We start from the raw sequence: 13,756 nt of genomic DNA on the forward strand, positions 1-13,756 counted from the left end.
ACCCCCACGTCGAGACTCGCGGGGCTCCAGACCGCGCCGTGGGGCTTGATGGCACTCGCCGTGGCGGTCGGCGCGGGAGCGGGCGCAGGTTCCGTCGTCTTCCGCTGGTGCATCGAGACCTTCACACGGCTCCTCTCCGGCCATGCCGACTACGCCGCCTCCCCCGGCGCGGACAACCCGCACGTGCCCTGGCTCGGCCCCTGCTTCGTGCTCCTCACCCCCGTGATCGGCGGCCTGCTGTACGGACCTCTGGTGAACCGGTTCGCCAAGGAGGCCCGCGGGCACGGGGTGCCCGAGGTGATGCTCGCGGTCGCCCAGCGCGGCGGGCGGATCAGCCCCAAGGTCGCCGTGGTCAAGACACTTGCCTCCGCCCTGTGCATCGGATCCGGCGGTTCGGTGGGCCGGGAGGGCCCGATCGTGCAGATCGGCTCGGCGCTCGGCTCCACCCTCGGCCGTCTCAGCAAGGCGGCCGAGGGCCGGACGAAACTCCTGGTCGCGTGCGGCGCTGCCGGTGGCATCGCGGCCACCTTCAACGCCCCGCTGGCCGGCGTCTTCTTCGCCATGGAGCTGATCCTGGCCACCTTCAGCGCGGAAGCCTTCGGCGCCACCGTGCTGGCCAGCGTCACCGCGAGCATCATCGGACGCGCCTCCTTCGGCGACAACGCCTTCCTGAACCTCCCGGACTTCCGTGTCGACCACCTCTCCCAGTACGGCCTGTTCGCCGTGCTCGGCGTCGGCGCCGCTGCGGTGGGAGTGGGCTTCTCCCGGTTCCTGTATCTCATCGAGGACGCCTGCGACTGGCTCTGGCGCGGCCCGGAATGGCTGCGTCCGGCGGTCGGCGGCCTGCTGCTCGGCCTGGTCCTGCTGGCCCTGCCGGAGATGTACGGCGTCGGCTACCCCGTCCTGCAGAGGGCGACCGAGGGCGGCTACGCGGTCGGCTTCCTGCTCCTGCTGCTCGCGGGCAAGATGCTGGCGACCAGCCTGACCATCGGCATCGGCGGCTCGGGAGGCGTGTTCGCGCCCAGCCTGTTCATCGGGGCGATGCTGGGCTCGGCCTATGGCATCGGCGTCCACCACCTGCTGCCCCGGTCCGCCGGGGCGGTGGGCGCCTACGCGCTGGTCGGCATGGGAGCCGTCTTCGCGGGCGCGGCCCGGGCGCCGATCACCGCCGTGGTCATCCTCTTCGAGCTCACCGGCGAATACTCGATCATCCTGCCGCTGATGCTGGCCATCGTGCTCGCCACCGCGACCAGCCGCCTGCTGACCCGCGACACGATCTACACCCTCAAGCTGCGCCGCCGCGGCATCGACCTCGAAGGTCCCGTTCCCGGTGCACGCATCGGCACCCAGCACGTCGAAGCCGTCATGGAACCGCTGCCGGCCCCCCTGCCCGCCTCCACGACGCTGGCAGACGCCGCCGACCTGCTGAGTCTGTCGGGCCACGGCGCGCTTCCGGTGGTCGACGACGCCGGGCACTACACCGGCGTGGTCACCGCGCGGGCCGTGGCCGAGGCCCTGGCGGAACGGCCAGACGACGCCCCGACGCAGGTCGGCCAACTCGCCGAGGCACCCGCACCCGTCCTCGCCGACCAGCCCCTCGCCCACGCCCTGCACGCCCTGCTGTCGGCCACGGGGACAGGCATGCCGGTCCTGGACGCGCCGCGCGGCAAGCCGGTCGGCTGGCTCAGCCACCAGAGCGCGCTGCGCGCGGTGCACACGTTCACCTGACGCGCCCTCCGGGCGGCCCCGACCCGGACAGAGCCTATTTTGCACTGCGCAAAAATGGGGACCCGGAACCTCGTTGGACCCATCGCCCCAAGGAGGTCGGTCATGCACACCGAGCACGTGCAGCGCTCGTATTCGTTCGCGTGCCTGAACTGCGGGCACGGCTGGGAGGCCACGTACGACATCGATGTGACCGTGGACGACCACGCGCAGATCACCGCCACCTACCACCTCGGTGACAGGCGCGTGCCCTCCCCCTTGCAGTCGCCCCGCTGCCCCGCCTGCGAGAGCCACAACATACGCATCATGCGGCCAGGACGGGTCGCGGCAGCGCGCCTGCACACGAAATGACGGCCGCGGCGGCGCACCACCTGCCCCCGGCGTGGCTGGAGGCACTGGGTTGGGCCAGTCTGGCCGCCGCCGGGGCGAGCCTCCTGGCGATCGCGGCGGACATGGCACTGCGCGGATACCGGCAACGCATGTGGATCATGCACCTGGTCTACCCGATCACGGCCCTGTACTGGGGTCCGGCCGCCCTGTGGTTCTACGTCCGCCACGGCCGCCGCACCTCACGCCCCATGATCGAGCGCGAGGGCGATCCGGATCCCGAGAAGCTGCCCGAGTGGGTCACCTCCGCCAAGGCCATCAGCCACTGCGGCGCCGGGTGCGTCCTGGGTGACATCGGGGGCGAGTGGCTGGTACGGGCGACCGGCATGACGATCGCCGGCAATCCCTTGTACGCCGACTTCCTGCTGGACTTCACCTTCGCCTGGCTGCTCGGCGTGGGCTTCCAGTACTTCACGATCGCCCCCATGCGGGACATCGGCCCACGGCAGGCCCTGTGGGCGGCCGTCAAGGCCGACACGTTCTCCATCGTCGCCTTCCAGATCGGCCTGTTCGCGGGGATGTGGACCTACCAGGAGGCCCTCTTTCCGCCGGGGTTGGCGAAGACCACAGCCTCGTACTGGCTGCTGATGCAACTCGCCATGATCGTGGGCTTCTTCACCGCCTGGCCGGTCAACAGCTGGCTGGTGCGGGCCGGCTGGAAGGAGCGGATGTGATCCCACCCTTTGGCATAGTGCAAGCTTTACCTGAAGCAAAGGTTTCTCGTCGCCCGCGCCCCGTACCTCCTGACGTCCCTGCACGTCCACGCCATCGGTCCGGGAGCCACCCTCATGCCCCTCCAGCACAGCAAGGTCGGAACCGTCTTCGTCGGCGGCGCCCTCGCCGTGACCCTCGCCGCCCTGGCATACCCGAGCATGCTCGGCATCCAGAACGCGACGAACAACCAGTCGCGCGTGATCGCCAACACCCGCTACGGCCCGCTCACCGAGGCCGACCGCAACTTCGTCGTGTTCGTGCGGTCCGCCGGGCTCTGGGAGTTCCCCTCCGGCGAGCTGGCCATCAAGAAGGGGACGACGACGACCGTCCGCGAGGCCGGCCGGCACCTGGTCATCGGACACGCCGCCCTCGACGCCAGCTGCCGGAGGATCGCCCCCGAGCTGAACATCACCATCCCCAACCAGCCCACGCCACAACAGCAGGGCTTCCTGGCGACCCTGCAGTCGGATCAGGGCAAGCAGTTCGACTCCGACCTGGCCAACATCCTGCGCGTCACCCACGGCTCGATCTTCAACACCATCGCCAAGATCCGGTCCACGACCAAGAACACCCTGGTGCGGCAACTGGCCGACCAGGCCAACGACGTCGTCCTGGATCACATCGAGCAGATGGAGGGCACCGGGCTGGTCAACTTCGACCAGGTCAACTTCCAGGAGACGACGCCGCCCAAGCTTCCGTCCAACCAGGTCACGCCACCCGTACCGCAGCCGGGGGCACCCATGGTCGTCCTCACACCGCCCCCGGGAGTTTCGGCCGACAACGTGCCGACGGGGCCGGCCACGACCCCTTCGCCGTCCGCCTCCCCAACAGTCGGATGACGCCTACGTTGTGACGCATAACACAGTCCGGCATGCAAATTTTACTCAGCGCAATGATCAGCCGGTCCAGCCTGCCCGTACTCCGTGGCGTAGGAGCCGCTCGCGCCTGGAGGCCGCATGCCCATCTCCCGCAACATGGCAGGATCCGTCGTCGTGGTCGGCGCGCTGGGCCTGACTCTCACCGCGCTCGCCTACCCCGCCCTGCTCGGCGTGCAGACCGTGTCCAGCGATCCGAACCGGATCATCGCCAGTACCCCGTACGGTCCGCTCACCGAGGGCGATCGCGATTTCGTCGTGAAGGTGCGCTCCGCGGGCCTGTGGGAGTACCCCTTGGGCGAACTGGCGATACAGAAGGGCTCCACGCCGCAGATGCGGGAAGCCGGGAAGCACCTCGTCGTGGGCCACGCCGGGCTCGACGAACTGTGCCGCAAGATCGCCCCCGAACTGAACATCACGCTGCCCAACCAGGCCACCCCGCAACAGCAGCAGTTCGTGCAGACCTCGGCGGCGGAGTCCGGCCAGCAGTTCGACACCACCGCCGCCAACATCATGCGGGTGACCCACGGTCAGATCTTCCCGGCCATCGCCAAGGTCCGCGCCAGCACCAAGAACAGACTCGTACGTCAGCTTGCCGACCTGGCCAACGACACCGTCCTGGACCACATCACCGTGCTGGAGAACACCGGTGTCGTGAACTTCGAGCAGGTCAACTTCCAGCAGACCACCCCGCCCAAGCTCCCCAAGGACCAGCTCACCCCGCCCGCGCCGCAGCCGGGAGTGCCGATCGTGGTGCTCACCGCGCGCCCCGACCTGAACATCAACACGGCCTCACCGACGCCCAGTCCGGCCGCCGGCTGATCAGTATCCGGCCGTGCCGTCCCGTGCAGGAGAGGTCGGGAGGCCGGCCGAGCCGGAAAGCCGGTAGGAGCGGACGACCGCCAGCAGGCTCACAGCAGTGAGGGCCACGGTCCACGGCGCCAGGTCGCCGAACGGCGCCGAGACGCCGTCGGCCCCCCGCTGCGATCCACGCGTGGACACCCGCCGCTTGGGGTCGTAGACGACGGCGAGCGCGTCCCCAGGCCTGGTCTCCCGCCCGCAGCCGCGCCAGATACGGACCTTGAGCGGCACCCCGTCCGCATCGGCCACCGAGCACAGGTAACGAGCGCGCCCGCCCCCCGCACCCCGGCCGTCCTCGACCGACGTCACCACCACGGACTGCACCTGTCCCCGCTCCGCCAGCACGATGCCGGCGGCAGCCTGCGGGGTCTGCAGCGCGAGGCACGTACCGAGCAATGCGGCAACGCCGACCAGCGCACGTCCTGCCCCCACGAGGGTCAGATACACGGCCAGCGCGCCCGCGCACACCAGGCCCGCCTCGCCGTCGGCCAGCGAGGGCCGGCCGGTCCAGGCGCCGTAGAGTGTCGCACCGACGATCGCCCCGGAACCGAGGACGCCCGCGAGGAGCCCCTCCACCACAAGCCACCAGGGCGGCCGCCCGACGAACTCCGCGGGACCCCACACCGAGGCACGCAGATGTGCCATGAGGTGGAGCTCCGTGGGGTAGAAATGGCGAGCCTTCCGGCGTACGCGTGTCACACCCCGCATCCTTTCCATCCGTCGGCGGCTCGTGAGCACTGCTCGAAGACGGGACGTTCACAATTCCCTTGCATTATGCAAGATATTCCGGATGCGGAGAAGAGTCCTTCGGGAATCGTGATGGAGCGGCCGGGGGCGCGTCAGGTGTCGTGCGCCATCACACCGTCGACGACCCAGCCGAGCGGATGCGGCTCCGGATCGTCCAAGCCGGGGGCTTGCGGCTCGCCGCCGGCCTTGTTGAAGGCGCCAAGGGCCTCAACGAGGGCCAGCCGCTGCATCGGGGAAAGCCGCTCGACGATGGCGGCGATCTCGGAGCGGCGACGGGCGGTGACGTCCTCGACGGTGCGCCGCCCTTCCTCGGTGAGCTGCAGCAATGTCTCGCGGCGGTTGCCCGGGTTGGTCTGCCGGTCGGCGAGCCCGGCCGCGATCAACCGGTCGACCATCCGCATCGCCGTCGACGGCGCCACCTGGAGCAGATCGGCGAGAGCGACCAGCTTGGTCGCACCGCGCGTGGAGAGGACGACCAGCATCCGGAACTGCGGCAGCGTCACCCGCTCCTCGACCTCGGCGAGCGAGCGCGCGGCGACCGCCACCAGCAGTCGCGAGGCAGTCAGCACCGCCCGGGTGACCGCGTCTACGTCGTCCGTCGCCCCCGCAGGGCTCTCATACTCCGGCATACATCCTTTCTACCGTGCCGAAGTCCCTGCTCACTCACATGATGGGAACAGATTTTCCTTCCCCATGACCGTGGTAGCGGAGCAGCAGCATCGCCGCATCGTCATGGAGGGGCCCTGCGGCGTGCCGCACCAGGTCCTCACGAAGGGCCTCCAGGGCGCGGTCTGCGTCGGGGTCCTTGAGCAGATCCGCCCGGTCGTCGAGGGGGTAGAACGAGCCTTGAGCGTCCCGCGTCTCGGTGACCCCGTCGGTGTACAGCAGCAGCTGATCCCCGGGAGCGAAGTCCACCCGATAGGACTTCGGGCCATCGGCGCCGTGGGCCTCGAGCCCCAGGGGAAGGGCGAACGCGGCCGGCTGCGGGAAGTCGACACCCCGGTCCCGGCGTACGACCATCGGGGCCGGATGGCCGTAGTTGAGGAAGACGACCCCGCGGTCCGAACCGAACTCGGCGAGGACGGCGGTGACGAACTTCTCCCCCTCCAGCTCCCGGGCCACGCTGCGCTCCAGACGCTCGCCCAGCCCCACCAGATCGGGTTCGTCGTGGGCCGCTTCCCGGAAGGCCCCGAGCACCACCGCGGCGGTCTCCACCGCCGCCAGTCCCTTGCCCTGCACATCGCCCACGATCACCCGGATCCCGTGCGGTGAGGCGACCATCTCGTAGAGGTCGCCGCCGATGCGGGCCTCGGCGACCGCCGAGGTGTACGAGACCGCCGCCTGCAGCGGGCCCGCGGTGCGCGGCACGGGTCGTAGCAGCACCCGCTGCGCCACCTCCGCGATCGACCGGACACTCGCCAGCTCCGCCTCCCGGCGCGAACGCGTCACCGCGGCCGCGATGCCCACGCCGGTGACCCCCGCCACCGACGCCATCGCCGTGAAGCCCCGCCGCTCCTCGAACAGCCCGTCGTACAGTCCCAGTGCCACGCAGAGGAGCAGTGCCGCCGCACCGATCAGCGTCGTACGCCGCCATCCGCCGACCAGTCCGGAGAACGCCGGCCCGAGCGAGACGAGCGGCAGGAACCCCACCCCGGGCCCCGCCACGATGTCCGCCCCGGCCACCACGGTCATCACCGCCGCCGGCATCCAGGAGAGCAGCGCGGATCCCGGCGTCGGCCTCTCGACGGTCATATGTCCTCCAGCGAAGTTCCAGTGCTCGGGAGTCTCGACCGCTCTTGACACAGGATCCCCTCCCCGCCTTTAGACTATGCAAAGGTCCCTGTGAGGAAAGGGCTCGGGGCTCGACCCTTTACCCAATAGAGGCCGAAAGCTGACATGCCCGATCTCCCGGAAGGCGACGATGCCCCACAGACAGACCTACCCGGGCCGGCCCCAACTCCCCGTCGGCTGGCGGCGGTTCCTCGCCCGCTTGCCCGTACTGGTCTTCCGCTGCGGACTGGGCTGGGTCTTCGGCGGACGGCTGCTCCTGCTGCACCACACGGGCCGGGTCAGCGGGCTCCACCGTCGGGTCGTCCTGGAGGTGGTCGAGTACGAGCCGGCCGGCCGTAGCTGGATCGTCGCCTCCGGCTTCGGGCCGCGGGCCGCCTGGTACCGCAACCTGCGCGCCGAGCCGAAGACCCTGATCGAGGTCGGCAACCGCCGCCATGCCGTCACGGCCCACGTCCTCCCACCGGACGAGGGCGCCGAGATCATGGCACGTTACGCCCGGAACCGCCCCCGGACCGCCCGGCGTCTGTGCACCTTCATGGGATTCCCGTCGGACGGCACCGACGCCCAGTTCCGTGACGCCGGCAGGGCCATCCCCTTCGTACGTCTGGATTCCGCCCCGGGAGCCGGGCTGCCGTGAAGCTCACGCGGCACGTGGATTCAAGTCCGGGCCAAAACCGTCCCGAAGTCCTGGCATCCTGATTTTGCACTATGCAAAACTTACCGATGGGGACCGCGTCGGCGGTCGGGGGTCGCGCAGCGCCCAGGAGTGATCGGCATGTCATCGGGAGCGGGCGCGACGTGCCGGCCGCCGACAGGTCTCCCGCCAGCAGGTTCCCGGGGGCGCGCACACCTCGCTCTGCGTCCACCCATCCGTACGTTCGACGGAGTTGAAGCCGACGAGGACGGCAGAGGAGAAGAGGCGCCGTGGTCAGTGAAGGCCCAGGTGGGGACACGGGGAGCGGGGGAAGGGGCGCCTCGCGAATCCCGGATGTCGTGTGGCGGAAGTTCCTGGGCGACAACGAGCAGGCGATCAGGGCGTCCGCACCGAGGGAGCCATCCGCACAGGAACGGGCGGCCGGCGTCCGCCCCGACGTGGCAGGCAGGGAGAACCCCCGGCCGAAGCGGCGATCGGATGCAGCCCGGCTGCGGCCGGTAGACACGGTCGGCGAGATGTGGGAGCCGGAGGATCCATGGCCCGGTGCGGCCTGGCGGGACATGGACGGCCCGGCCAGGTGCCGGCACGTGGGCCGCATCCTCGCCGCGGTCGCCGTCGTCGCGCTGGCGGTTGGCGCCCTGTCCCTGTGGCCCACCGAATCGGGCGTCTCCGACGGTGCGCCGGGCGCCACCACTTCCCAGCAGTCCGAGGACGTAGTGCCCGATGGAGTGCCGACCTGGACCGACCTGCCCTCCACCCCCGCCCGCACCGGCACTCGCCCACCGACACCGCGCACCGAGTGAGACACCCGGCCGCTCCTTCGTCCCTCACTCATGGACACGCGTTGAACAATCGTTTAGCATGCTGCACATGCGTTCAATCAGGGACGACCGGACCACGCGCGCCGTCATCCGCGACGAGGCCCTGCGGCTCTTCGCCGCGAGCGGGCCGGAAGTGGTGACCGTGCGGCAGATCGCCGCCGCGGCGAACGTGTCGCCCGGCCTGGTCGTGCACCACTTCGGGTCGAAGGAGGGCCTGCGCCAGGAGGTCGACCAGTACGTCCTCGCCTTCTTCGAGGCGATGATCGGCGACCTGACGGGCGAGGGTGGAGCGGAACTGCTCGACCCCGAGGCCGGGGCCAGCTCACTGAGCGAAGCCTTCGCCCGGCACCTCCCCGACAACTCACCACTGCCGGGCTACCTCCGCCGGCTTCTCCTGTCGGACTCGGATGCCGGACGGCTGCTGTTCCGGCACCTGTTCGACCTGACCAGAGGCGCACTCGACGGCCTGGCCGCGGCGGGACTGGCCTCCCCCGGCAAGGACCCGGCCGCGCGTGCGGCCGTCCTCCTCGCCAACGACCTGGCCCTGTTCCTGCTGCGCGACCGGCTGGCCGAAGTCCTGGGCACTGACCCGCTGTCGGCGGACGGCATGACGCGATGGGGCCCCGAGATGCTCAGCATCTACGCGGGCGGGCTGAACGCGGCACCACCGGAACCACAAGGAGACGCCCAAGACGCCCCTTAGGGAGGCTGCGCATGGAGCCCAGCTCAACACCCGTACCCACACCGGTACTTCACGCTCACGACATCCACAAGTCCTACGGAAAGCATCCCGTCCTGCGCGGCGCCGATCTCACGGTCGACGCCGGGCAACTCGTCGCCGTCGTAGGAGAGAACGGCGCGGGCAAGTCGACGCTGCTGAAGATCCTGGCCGGCACCCTGCCCGTCGACCGCGGCGAAGTCGTCCTGTCCGGAACCCTGGGCTACTGTCCGCAGGACCCCGTACTGAACTCGAGCCTCACCGTGGAGCAGCACCTGCGCTACTTCGCCGCCGCCCATCGCCTGCCGCACCTGGACCGCGGCCGGGAACTCGTCCGCCTCCTCGGCTACGAGCGGTACGGCGAGAGTCCGGTCGGTGAACTGTCCGGCGGCACCCGGCAGAAGCTCAACCTCACCGTGGCCCTCCTGCACGACCCGGACGTCCTGCTCCTCGACGAGCCGTATCAGGGCTTCGACTGGGAGACCTACCTGCGGTTCTGGGACCTGGTCGACGATCTGCGCAACCGCGGCAAGGCCGTCGTGATCATCACCCACCTCGTCTTCGAGCAGGACCGCTTCGATCTGCTGGCCGACCTCGCCGACGGCCGGCTCACCCCGCGTACGGCCTCCAGGGAGGACACCCATGTCGGCGCCTGACGCCCTCCAACCCCGGCCGTTGTACGGCCAGTTCCCCACCGCGCTGCGGTTCTGCGTACGCGACCAGACCCGCAACCGGCTCGCCGGACTGCTGCTCGTCCTGTTCGTCCCCGTCTGGTACCTGGTGATGGACGCCCTGGCCGGACACACTCCCCTGGACTTCAAGCTGTACGCCACCGGCGAGGTCCTGCGTGTGGACGGCGGCCGGCTCACCCTGATCTCCGCCGGGCTCAACTCCGTCACGATCATCGCGGGTTTCGTCGTCTTCGACGCGGTCCGCAAGGCCCTCGCCTTCGACCGGCGCCTGGTCTTCTCCGGATACCGGCAGTCCACGCTCATCGGCGCCAAATCCCTGGCCGTCGCCCTGGTCGTCGGGGCGATCGCGCTCTACACGGCGCTCGCGATACTGCCGTTCTGGCGTCCGAGCCCCGGCGGCTGGTTCGCCGTGCTCGCCGGCCTGACGGCCATCGCGCTCACCTACGGGGCACTCGGCCTGCTCCTCGGCGTCCTGGTCAAGCACGACCTGGAGGGCTTCTTCCTGATCATCATGGGCGGGCTGATGGACACCTTCCTGCAGAACCCCCTGGGCAACCCGCTCGCCAACAAGCCCGTCCTCGAGTGGTTCCCGTCCTTCGGCCCCATGCAGTTCGCCGTCGGCGGCTCCTTCGGCCACACAGCGCTGTGGAGCCACCTCGCGCTCGGCCTGGTCTGGGCGGCCGCGTTCGGCGCCGCCGGACTGGTGATCTTCCGGGCACGAACCCGCAACCGCACGCACCACGGGTGACTCACCGGCGGGGTACTCCTGGAGCAGTAGCCCGCGCCTCCCCTGGGCGTAGCCGCCACTCACTCCCCCCCGTACGACGACCACCGCGGTGCGCCGATCCAGCATGTAGCCATGATTCTCATCGAACTCTTCGCACCCGCGGGGATTCTCGACCCGGCCCGACACCACCAACTCGGCAAGCGCCTAATCGACGCGCTGATGGGCACCGAAGTCGCCCACGCCCCGGCAGTGATGGACTCCGCACGCGCCCTCACCCAGGTCCTCATCCACGAACCCACCGCCTGGATCACCGGTGACCGCCATCCGGTCGACACCGCACAGCCGCCCCGGTACCTGATCCGCGTCAGCGCTCCGGCCGCCTGGCGCAAGGAGATGAGCGCCCACGCGATCGAGCGGCTCACCCAGGCCCTCGCCGAGACGGAGGCGGAGGCGGGCCGGGACCCCGACCGCCTTCTCGAGCAGCCGCACGCCCTGGTCCACGTCGTCGGTATCGCCGAGGGCAGCCTCGGCATGTGCGGCCGGCCCATGGGCAGCCTCGACCTCATCCAGCACATGACCGCCCCGCACCGCGATGCCATCGCCCGCATTCCCACCGTCGACCTGCCGCCCGGCACGGTCGTCGACCCGGTGTGCGGCATGACCGTCGACCTCCACTCGACGGACCTGATCCTCGAGGTCGACGGCATCCGCTACGGCTTCTGCAACGGCCAGTGCCGGCGCATCTTCGCCGACGAGCACGGCGTAGCGCTCAATGCATAAGGGGCAGCGATAGTCGGGGTGGGCGCGCCCAGGCTGCAACCCGCCTCCCACGCCGACCGCTGGTTGCCGTGCGGGGGGACGCCCTTGGCGCGCTTGAGCATCGCGGCCAGGTGCATCAGGTCCCAGGTCATGAAGACGGTGTCGCGGTTGGTGAAGTCGTTCTCCGGGCCGCCCGATCCGGGGTCGCAGGTACGAGGGACCGAGCCGGCCGGTCCGATCCAGCCGGCGTCCGCCTGCGGCGGGATGGCGTAGCCGAGGTGCTGGAGGCTGTAGAGGATGTTCATCGCGCAGTGCTTCACGCCGTCCTCGTTGCCGGTGATCAGACAGCCGCCGACGCGGCCGTAGTTGGCGTACTGCCCCTGCGAGTTGAGCAGTCCCGAGCAACTGTAGAGCCACTCGATGACCTTCTTGGTGAACCACGCCCGCTCCGCAGACGTGTGGGTCGACGGCGGACGGGATGGAAGCTGGGGAAAGCGGTGGGTGAGGTGGTTTACCTGTGACCGTGCGTCGCAGTCACCTGACGAGGCGACGTACATACGGTCCGCCAGCCACGCCACAGCCAGCACCCCCGAGACCAAAAATCAGAGTCCGAGCCGCAGCTCCACCGGCCGACTGCCCGTCCTGCTGTATGTACTGGCCGAGCAGCGTCCGGGTGACAGCCACTCGATCGCCGACGTGCTCCGTGACGGCACCTCCGCATGGCTATCGATCACACCAGCGGTTGAGCGAAACGTGCCCGTACAAACTCGATTTGCGGTTCCTCGGGAGCCAGTTTTCATCCCACACTTGTCGATCCGCAGCGTCCCAGTAGTGCCCTTGCCCTGGAAAGCGGCCCAGTCCATGGCTCCCCAGCCCGATGCAGCCACCCTCAACAACGAGATGGCGAACCAGCCAACGGCGTATAGCCCGAGGCGACGTCGTGACATTGACGGCTGTGCGTCGCTCAACTCCATACGCGCTCTCCTGATGGCTGGTCTACGGGATCACCGAGCCGGATCCTGACATCAACTCCTGCCCTCAACACACCGACCTACAGGGCTAGTCGGATCGTCTCGCCGACGAGCATGTAAAGCGGCACCGCGATGAAAACCCAACCGACAAGCCGGATGACTCGCCCATAGCGTTGCTCCGCCGCCTCCGACGGTGGTCCCATCCGAGGCTGGTAGAAGCTACTTCGAAGCCCTCGATAGTCCCGGACGATGCCCGTCCCCAGCGCAACGAGGGGGATGGCGATGGCGAGGGTCAGGAGCCAGTCCATGGCAGCACGATAGTTGAGGTGCGGTAGAGCGATGTCGACGATGGTCTCGACGAGGATACAAGCCGGGCCTTTAGGGCGCCTAGGTCGTCTGACACCAGCGGATGACACCAACAAGGGCGTACAGCCAACCGACGCCGAACGTCAGCGACCGCCGCACCAGGAGTCCGCGAACGTTCGTCGCGGTCGAGAGGGCACCTCGATCGACCTGACAAGAATGCGGCCACAGCTACGGGTCAAGATGCGTGCGCGGGACGAACGCAGACGGTCGGCCACGGTATCCGTCATCGACGGTCCTACCGGCCTGGTTCAGGAGGGTCCGCGCTTTTGTTCATGACTATGTGGCCGGGTACCGGTACCGACCAACCTCGGGATCAGGCGGGCCGTTCATCCCCAAGTCCTTGCGCATGGCCTCCCGAAGCTGGGCGTTCTCCATCCAGAGGTCGGCGCGAGCCTGAAAGTACGAGTCGCCCCTGACGTCAGGGTCTTCGATGAGTCCGTCTCTCATTTGCGTCAGTGCGTCACACGCTCTCACAGCCAGCTCAATGATCTCGGCCGAAGCGGTGAGTGACAGGCTCTGCCGCAGCCGCCAGATGCCCGAGCCGTCAAGGGCCTGATGAAGGTCACCGTAGAGGCGATCACCGGTCGAGCGATCGGTTTGCGGGACAACCGTCCGCATGTCGGAGTGCGCCTGACTCAGCGCCATGAGGAAGTCCGAGTACACGACCCTGCGCGTCTGCGATCCGTCCCTCTCCTGGTCACGACGCCATCGGATGCGCTCGGCGACCAGTGCGGAACTCACACCGACCACAGCTCCTGCCAGGGTGCTCACCGGAGATATCCAATCCACCGGGATGTGCTACCCAGATGACCATCATCCGCTAACACCGCGCGCCGGCTAACGGCCTGTGCTCGTGAGGGGGTGGCGGCCATGGCAAACACGTCGAAGCCGCCGAGCAGGGCTGGCACGTCGGTCCAGCCGGCTGGACCGACGTGCCAGCCCTGCTC

Annotated in this window: 17 protein-coding genes; 11 read left to right on the forward strand and 6 right to left on the reverse strand. The window is 69.2% G+C overall.

Features of this window, described 5'->3' with window-relative positions:
* Positions 1–48: 48 nt before the first annotated feature.
* From ACFU97_RS38345 to ACFU97_RS38365, 5 genes are all read left to right on the forward strand, one after another.
* Positions 49–1,728 carry a chloride channel protein gene (locus ACFU97_RS38345; protein WP_384265821.1) on the forward strand — a complete coding sequence of 560 codons (1,680 nt, stop codon included), beginning with the start codon at positions 49–51 and terminating at the stop codon, positions 1,726–1,728.
* 102 nt (positions 1,729–1,830) lie between these two features.
* The gene (locus ACFU97_RS38350; RefSeq protein ID WP_384265823.1) at positions 1,831–2,076 is read left to right on the forward strand and encodes a hypothetical protein; all 246 of its coding nucleotides are present in this window, start codon (positions 1,831–1,833) and stop codon (positions 2,074–2,076) included.
* Positions 2,073–2,786, forward strand: coding sequence for a DUF4396 domain-containing protein (locus ACFU97_RS38355; protein ID WP_384265826.1), 714 nt, complete (start codon positions 2,073–2,075; stop codon positions 2,784–2,786). Before ACFU97_RS38350 ends, ACFU97_RS38355 begins: the two co-directional genes overlap by 4 nt.
* A 114-nt stretch (positions 2,787–2,900) precedes the next feature.
* Entirely contained in the window at positions 2,901–3,665 is a 765-nt protein-coding gene (locus tag ACFU97_RS38360; protein WP_384265828.1) for a DUF4142 domain-containing protein, read from the forward strand.
* Between the two features lie 117 nt (positions 3,666–3,782).
* Positions 3,783–4,523, forward strand: a complete 741-nt coding sequence (locus ACFU97_RS38365) for a DUF4142 domain-containing protein (RefSeq protein WP_384265831.1) — start codon at positions 3,783–3,785, stop codon at positions 4,521–4,523.
* Here ACFU97_RS38365 and ACFU97_RS38370 read toward each other — a convergent pair whose 3' ends face one another.
* From ACFU97_RS38370 to ACFU97_RS38380, 3 genes are all read right to left on the reverse strand, one after another.
* Positions 4,524–5,207 carry a hypothetical protein gene (locus tag ACFU97_RS38370; RefSeq protein ID WP_384265833.1) on the reverse strand — a complete coding sequence of 228 codons (684 nt, stop codon included), beginning with the start codon at positions 5,205–5,207 and terminating at the stop codon, positions 4,524–4,526.
* Between the two features lie 194 nt (positions 5,208–5,401).
* Positions 5,402–5,938 carry a MarR family winged helix-turn-helix transcriptional regulator gene (locus tag ACFU97_RS38375; RefSeq protein WP_384265835.1) on the reverse strand — a complete coding sequence of 179 codons (537 nt, stop codon included), beginning with the start codon at positions 5,936–5,938 and terminating at the stop codon, positions 5,402–5,404.
* A 34-nt stretch (positions 5,939–5,972) separates the two neighbouring features.
* The gene (locus tag ACFU97_RS38380) at positions 5,973–7,061 is read right to left on the reverse strand and encodes a PP2C family protein-serine/threonine phosphatase (protein WP_384265837.1); all 1,089 of its coding nucleotides are present in this window, start codon (positions 7,059–7,061) and stop codon (positions 5,973–5,975) included.
* A 169-nt stretch (positions 7,062–7,230) separates the two neighbouring features.
* Between ACFU97_RS38380 and ACFU97_RS38385 the strand changes: the two genes are divergently transcribed.
* From ACFU97_RS38385 to ACFU97_RS38410, 6 genes are all read left to right on the forward strand, one after another.
* The gene (locus tag ACFU97_RS38385; protein ID WP_384265840.1) at positions 7,231–7,737 is read left to right on the forward strand and encodes a nitroreductase family deazaflavin-dependent oxidoreductase; all 507 of its coding nucleotides are present in this window, start codon (positions 7,231–7,233) and stop codon (positions 7,735–7,737) included.
* Between the two features lie 533 nt (positions 7,738–8,270).
* Positions 8,271–8,558: a hypothetical protein gene (locus tag ACFU97_RS38390; RefSeq protein WP_384265842.1), complete on the forward strand. Its 288-nt coding sequence runs from the start codon at positions 8,271–8,273 to the stop codon at positions 8,556–8,558.
* Positions 8,559–8,625: 67 nt separating this feature from the next.
* Positions 8,626–9,279, forward strand: coding sequence for a TetR/AcrR family transcriptional regulator (locus tag ACFU97_RS38395; protein WP_384265844.1), 654 nt, complete (start codon positions 8,626–8,628; stop codon positions 9,277–9,279).
* 11 nt (positions 9,280–9,290) lie between these two features.
* Positions 9,291–9,950: an ABC transporter ATP-binding protein gene (locus ACFU97_RS38400; protein WP_384265846.1), complete on the forward strand. Its 660-nt coding sequence runs from the start codon at positions 9,291–9,293 to the stop codon at positions 9,948–9,950.
* Positions 9,937–10,734 (forward strand): hypothetical protein, encoded by a 798-nt coding sequence (locus tag ACFU97_RS38405; RefSeq protein WP_384265849.1) that lies wholly within the window; start codon positions 9,937–9,939, stop codon positions 10,732–10,734. The genes ACFU97_RS38400 and ACFU97_RS38405 overlap by 14 nt, the downstream gene beginning before the upstream one ends.
* Before the next feature lie 111 nt (positions 10,735–10,845).
* Positions 10,846–11,493: a hypothetical protein gene (locus tag ACFU97_RS38410; RefSeq protein ID WP_384265851.1), complete on the forward strand. Its 648-nt coding sequence runs from the start codon at positions 10,846–10,848 to the stop codon at positions 11,491–11,493.
* On the opposite strand, the gene ACFU97_RS38415 is transcribed toward ACFU97_RS38410, so the two are convergent.
* From ACFU97_RS38415 to ACFU97_RS38425, 3 genes are all read right to left on the reverse strand, one after another.
* On the reverse strand, positions 11,424–12,059 hold the full coding sequence (locus ACFU97_RS38415) for a hypothetical protein (RefSeq protein ID WP_384265854.1): 636 nt from the start codon (positions 12,057–12,059) through the stop codon (positions 11,424–11,426). The two genes, ACFU97_RS38410 and ACFU97_RS38415, sit on opposite strands and share 70 nt — an antisense overlap.
* A gap of 464 nt (positions 12,060–12,523) precedes the next feature.
* Complete coding sequence (locus tag ACFU97_RS38420) at positions 12,524–12,751, reverse strand: hypothetical protein (RefSeq protein WP_384265855.1); 228 nt, start codon at positions 12,749–12,751, stop codon at positions 12,524–12,526.
* A gap of 334 nt (positions 12,752–13,085) precedes the next feature.
* Positions 13,086–13,580, reverse strand: coding sequence for a hypothetical protein (locus ACFU97_RS38425; RefSeq protein ID WP_384265858.1), 495 nt, complete (start codon positions 13,578–13,580; stop codon positions 13,086–13,088).
* Between the last annotated feature and the right edge of the window lie 176 nt (positions 13,581–13,756).

This window comes from Streptomyces sp. NPDC057616 (assembly GCF_042800575.1).
Taxonomy (GTDB): Bacteria; Actinomycetota; Actinomycetes; order Streptomycetales; family Streptomycetaceae; genus Streptomyces.

What these genes read in the sequence shown, in the direction of transcription:
- ACFU97_RS38380 (WP_384265837.1), bottom strand. Translation starts at nt 7,061, where the DNA reads ATGACCGTCGAGAGGCCGACGCCGGGATCCGCGCTGCTCTCCTGGATG.
- ACFU97_RS38370 (WP_384265833.1), bottom strand. Translation starts at nt 5,207, where the DNA reads ATGGCACATCTGCGTGCCTCGGTGTGGGGTCCCGCGGAGTTCGTCGGG.
- ACFU97_RS38400 (WP_384265846.1), top strand. Translation starts at nt 9,291, where the DNA reads ATGGAGCCCAGCTCAACACCCGTACCCACACCGGTACTTCACGCTCAC.
- ACFU97_RS38410 (WP_384265851.1), top strand. Translation starts at nt 10,846, where the DNA reads ATGATTCTCATCGAACTCTTCGCACCCGCGGGGATTCTCGACCCGGCC.
- ACFU97_RS38390 (WP_384265842.1), top strand. Translation starts at nt 8,271, where the DNA reads ATGTGGGAGCCGGAGGATCCATGGCCCGGTGCGGCCTGGCGGGACATG.
- ACFU97_RS38405 (WP_384265849.1), top strand. Translation starts at nt 9,937, where the DNA reads ATGTCGGCGCCTGACGCCCTCCAACCCCGGCCGTTGTACGGCCAGTTC.
- ACFU97_RS38355 (WP_384265826.1), top strand. Translation starts at nt 2,073, where the DNA reads ATGACGGCCGCGGCGGCGCACCACCTGCCCCCGGCGTGGCTGGAGGCA.
- ACFU97_RS38385 (WP_384265840.1), top strand. Translation starts at nt 7,231, where the DNA reads ATGCCCCACAGACAGACCTACCCGGGCCGGCCCCAACTCCCCGTCGGC.
- ACFU97_RS38395 (WP_384265844.1), top strand. Translation starts at nt 8,626, where the DNA reads ATGCGTTCAATCAGGGACGACCGGACCACGCGCGCCGTCATCCGCGAC.
- ACFU97_RS38360 (WP_384265828.1), top strand. Translation starts at nt 2,901, where the DNA reads ATGCCCCTCCAGCACAGCAAGGTCGGAACCGTCTTCGTCGGCGGCGCC.
- ACFU97_RS38365 (WP_384265831.1), top strand. Translation starts at nt 3,783, where the DNA reads ATGCCCATCTCCCGCAACATGGCAGGATCCGTCGTCGTGGTCGGCGCG.
- ACFU97_RS38375 (WP_384265835.1), bottom strand. Translation starts at nt 5,938, where the DNA reads ATGCCGGAGTATGAGAGCCCTGCGGGGGCGACGGACGACGTAGACGCG.
- ACFU97_RS38420 (WP_384265855.1), bottom strand. Translation starts at nt 12,751, where the DNA reads ATGGACTGGCTCCTGACCCTCGCCATCGCCATCCCCCTCGTTGCGCTG.
- ACFU97_RS38350 (WP_384265823.1), top strand. Translation starts at nt 1,831, where the DNA reads ATGCACACCGAGCACGTGCAGCGCTCGTATTCGTTCGCGTGCCTGAAC.
- ACFU97_RS38345 (WP_384265821.1), top strand. Translation starts at nt 49, where the DNA reads ATGGCACTCGCCGTGGCGGTCGGCGCGGGAGCGGGCGCAGGTTCCGTC.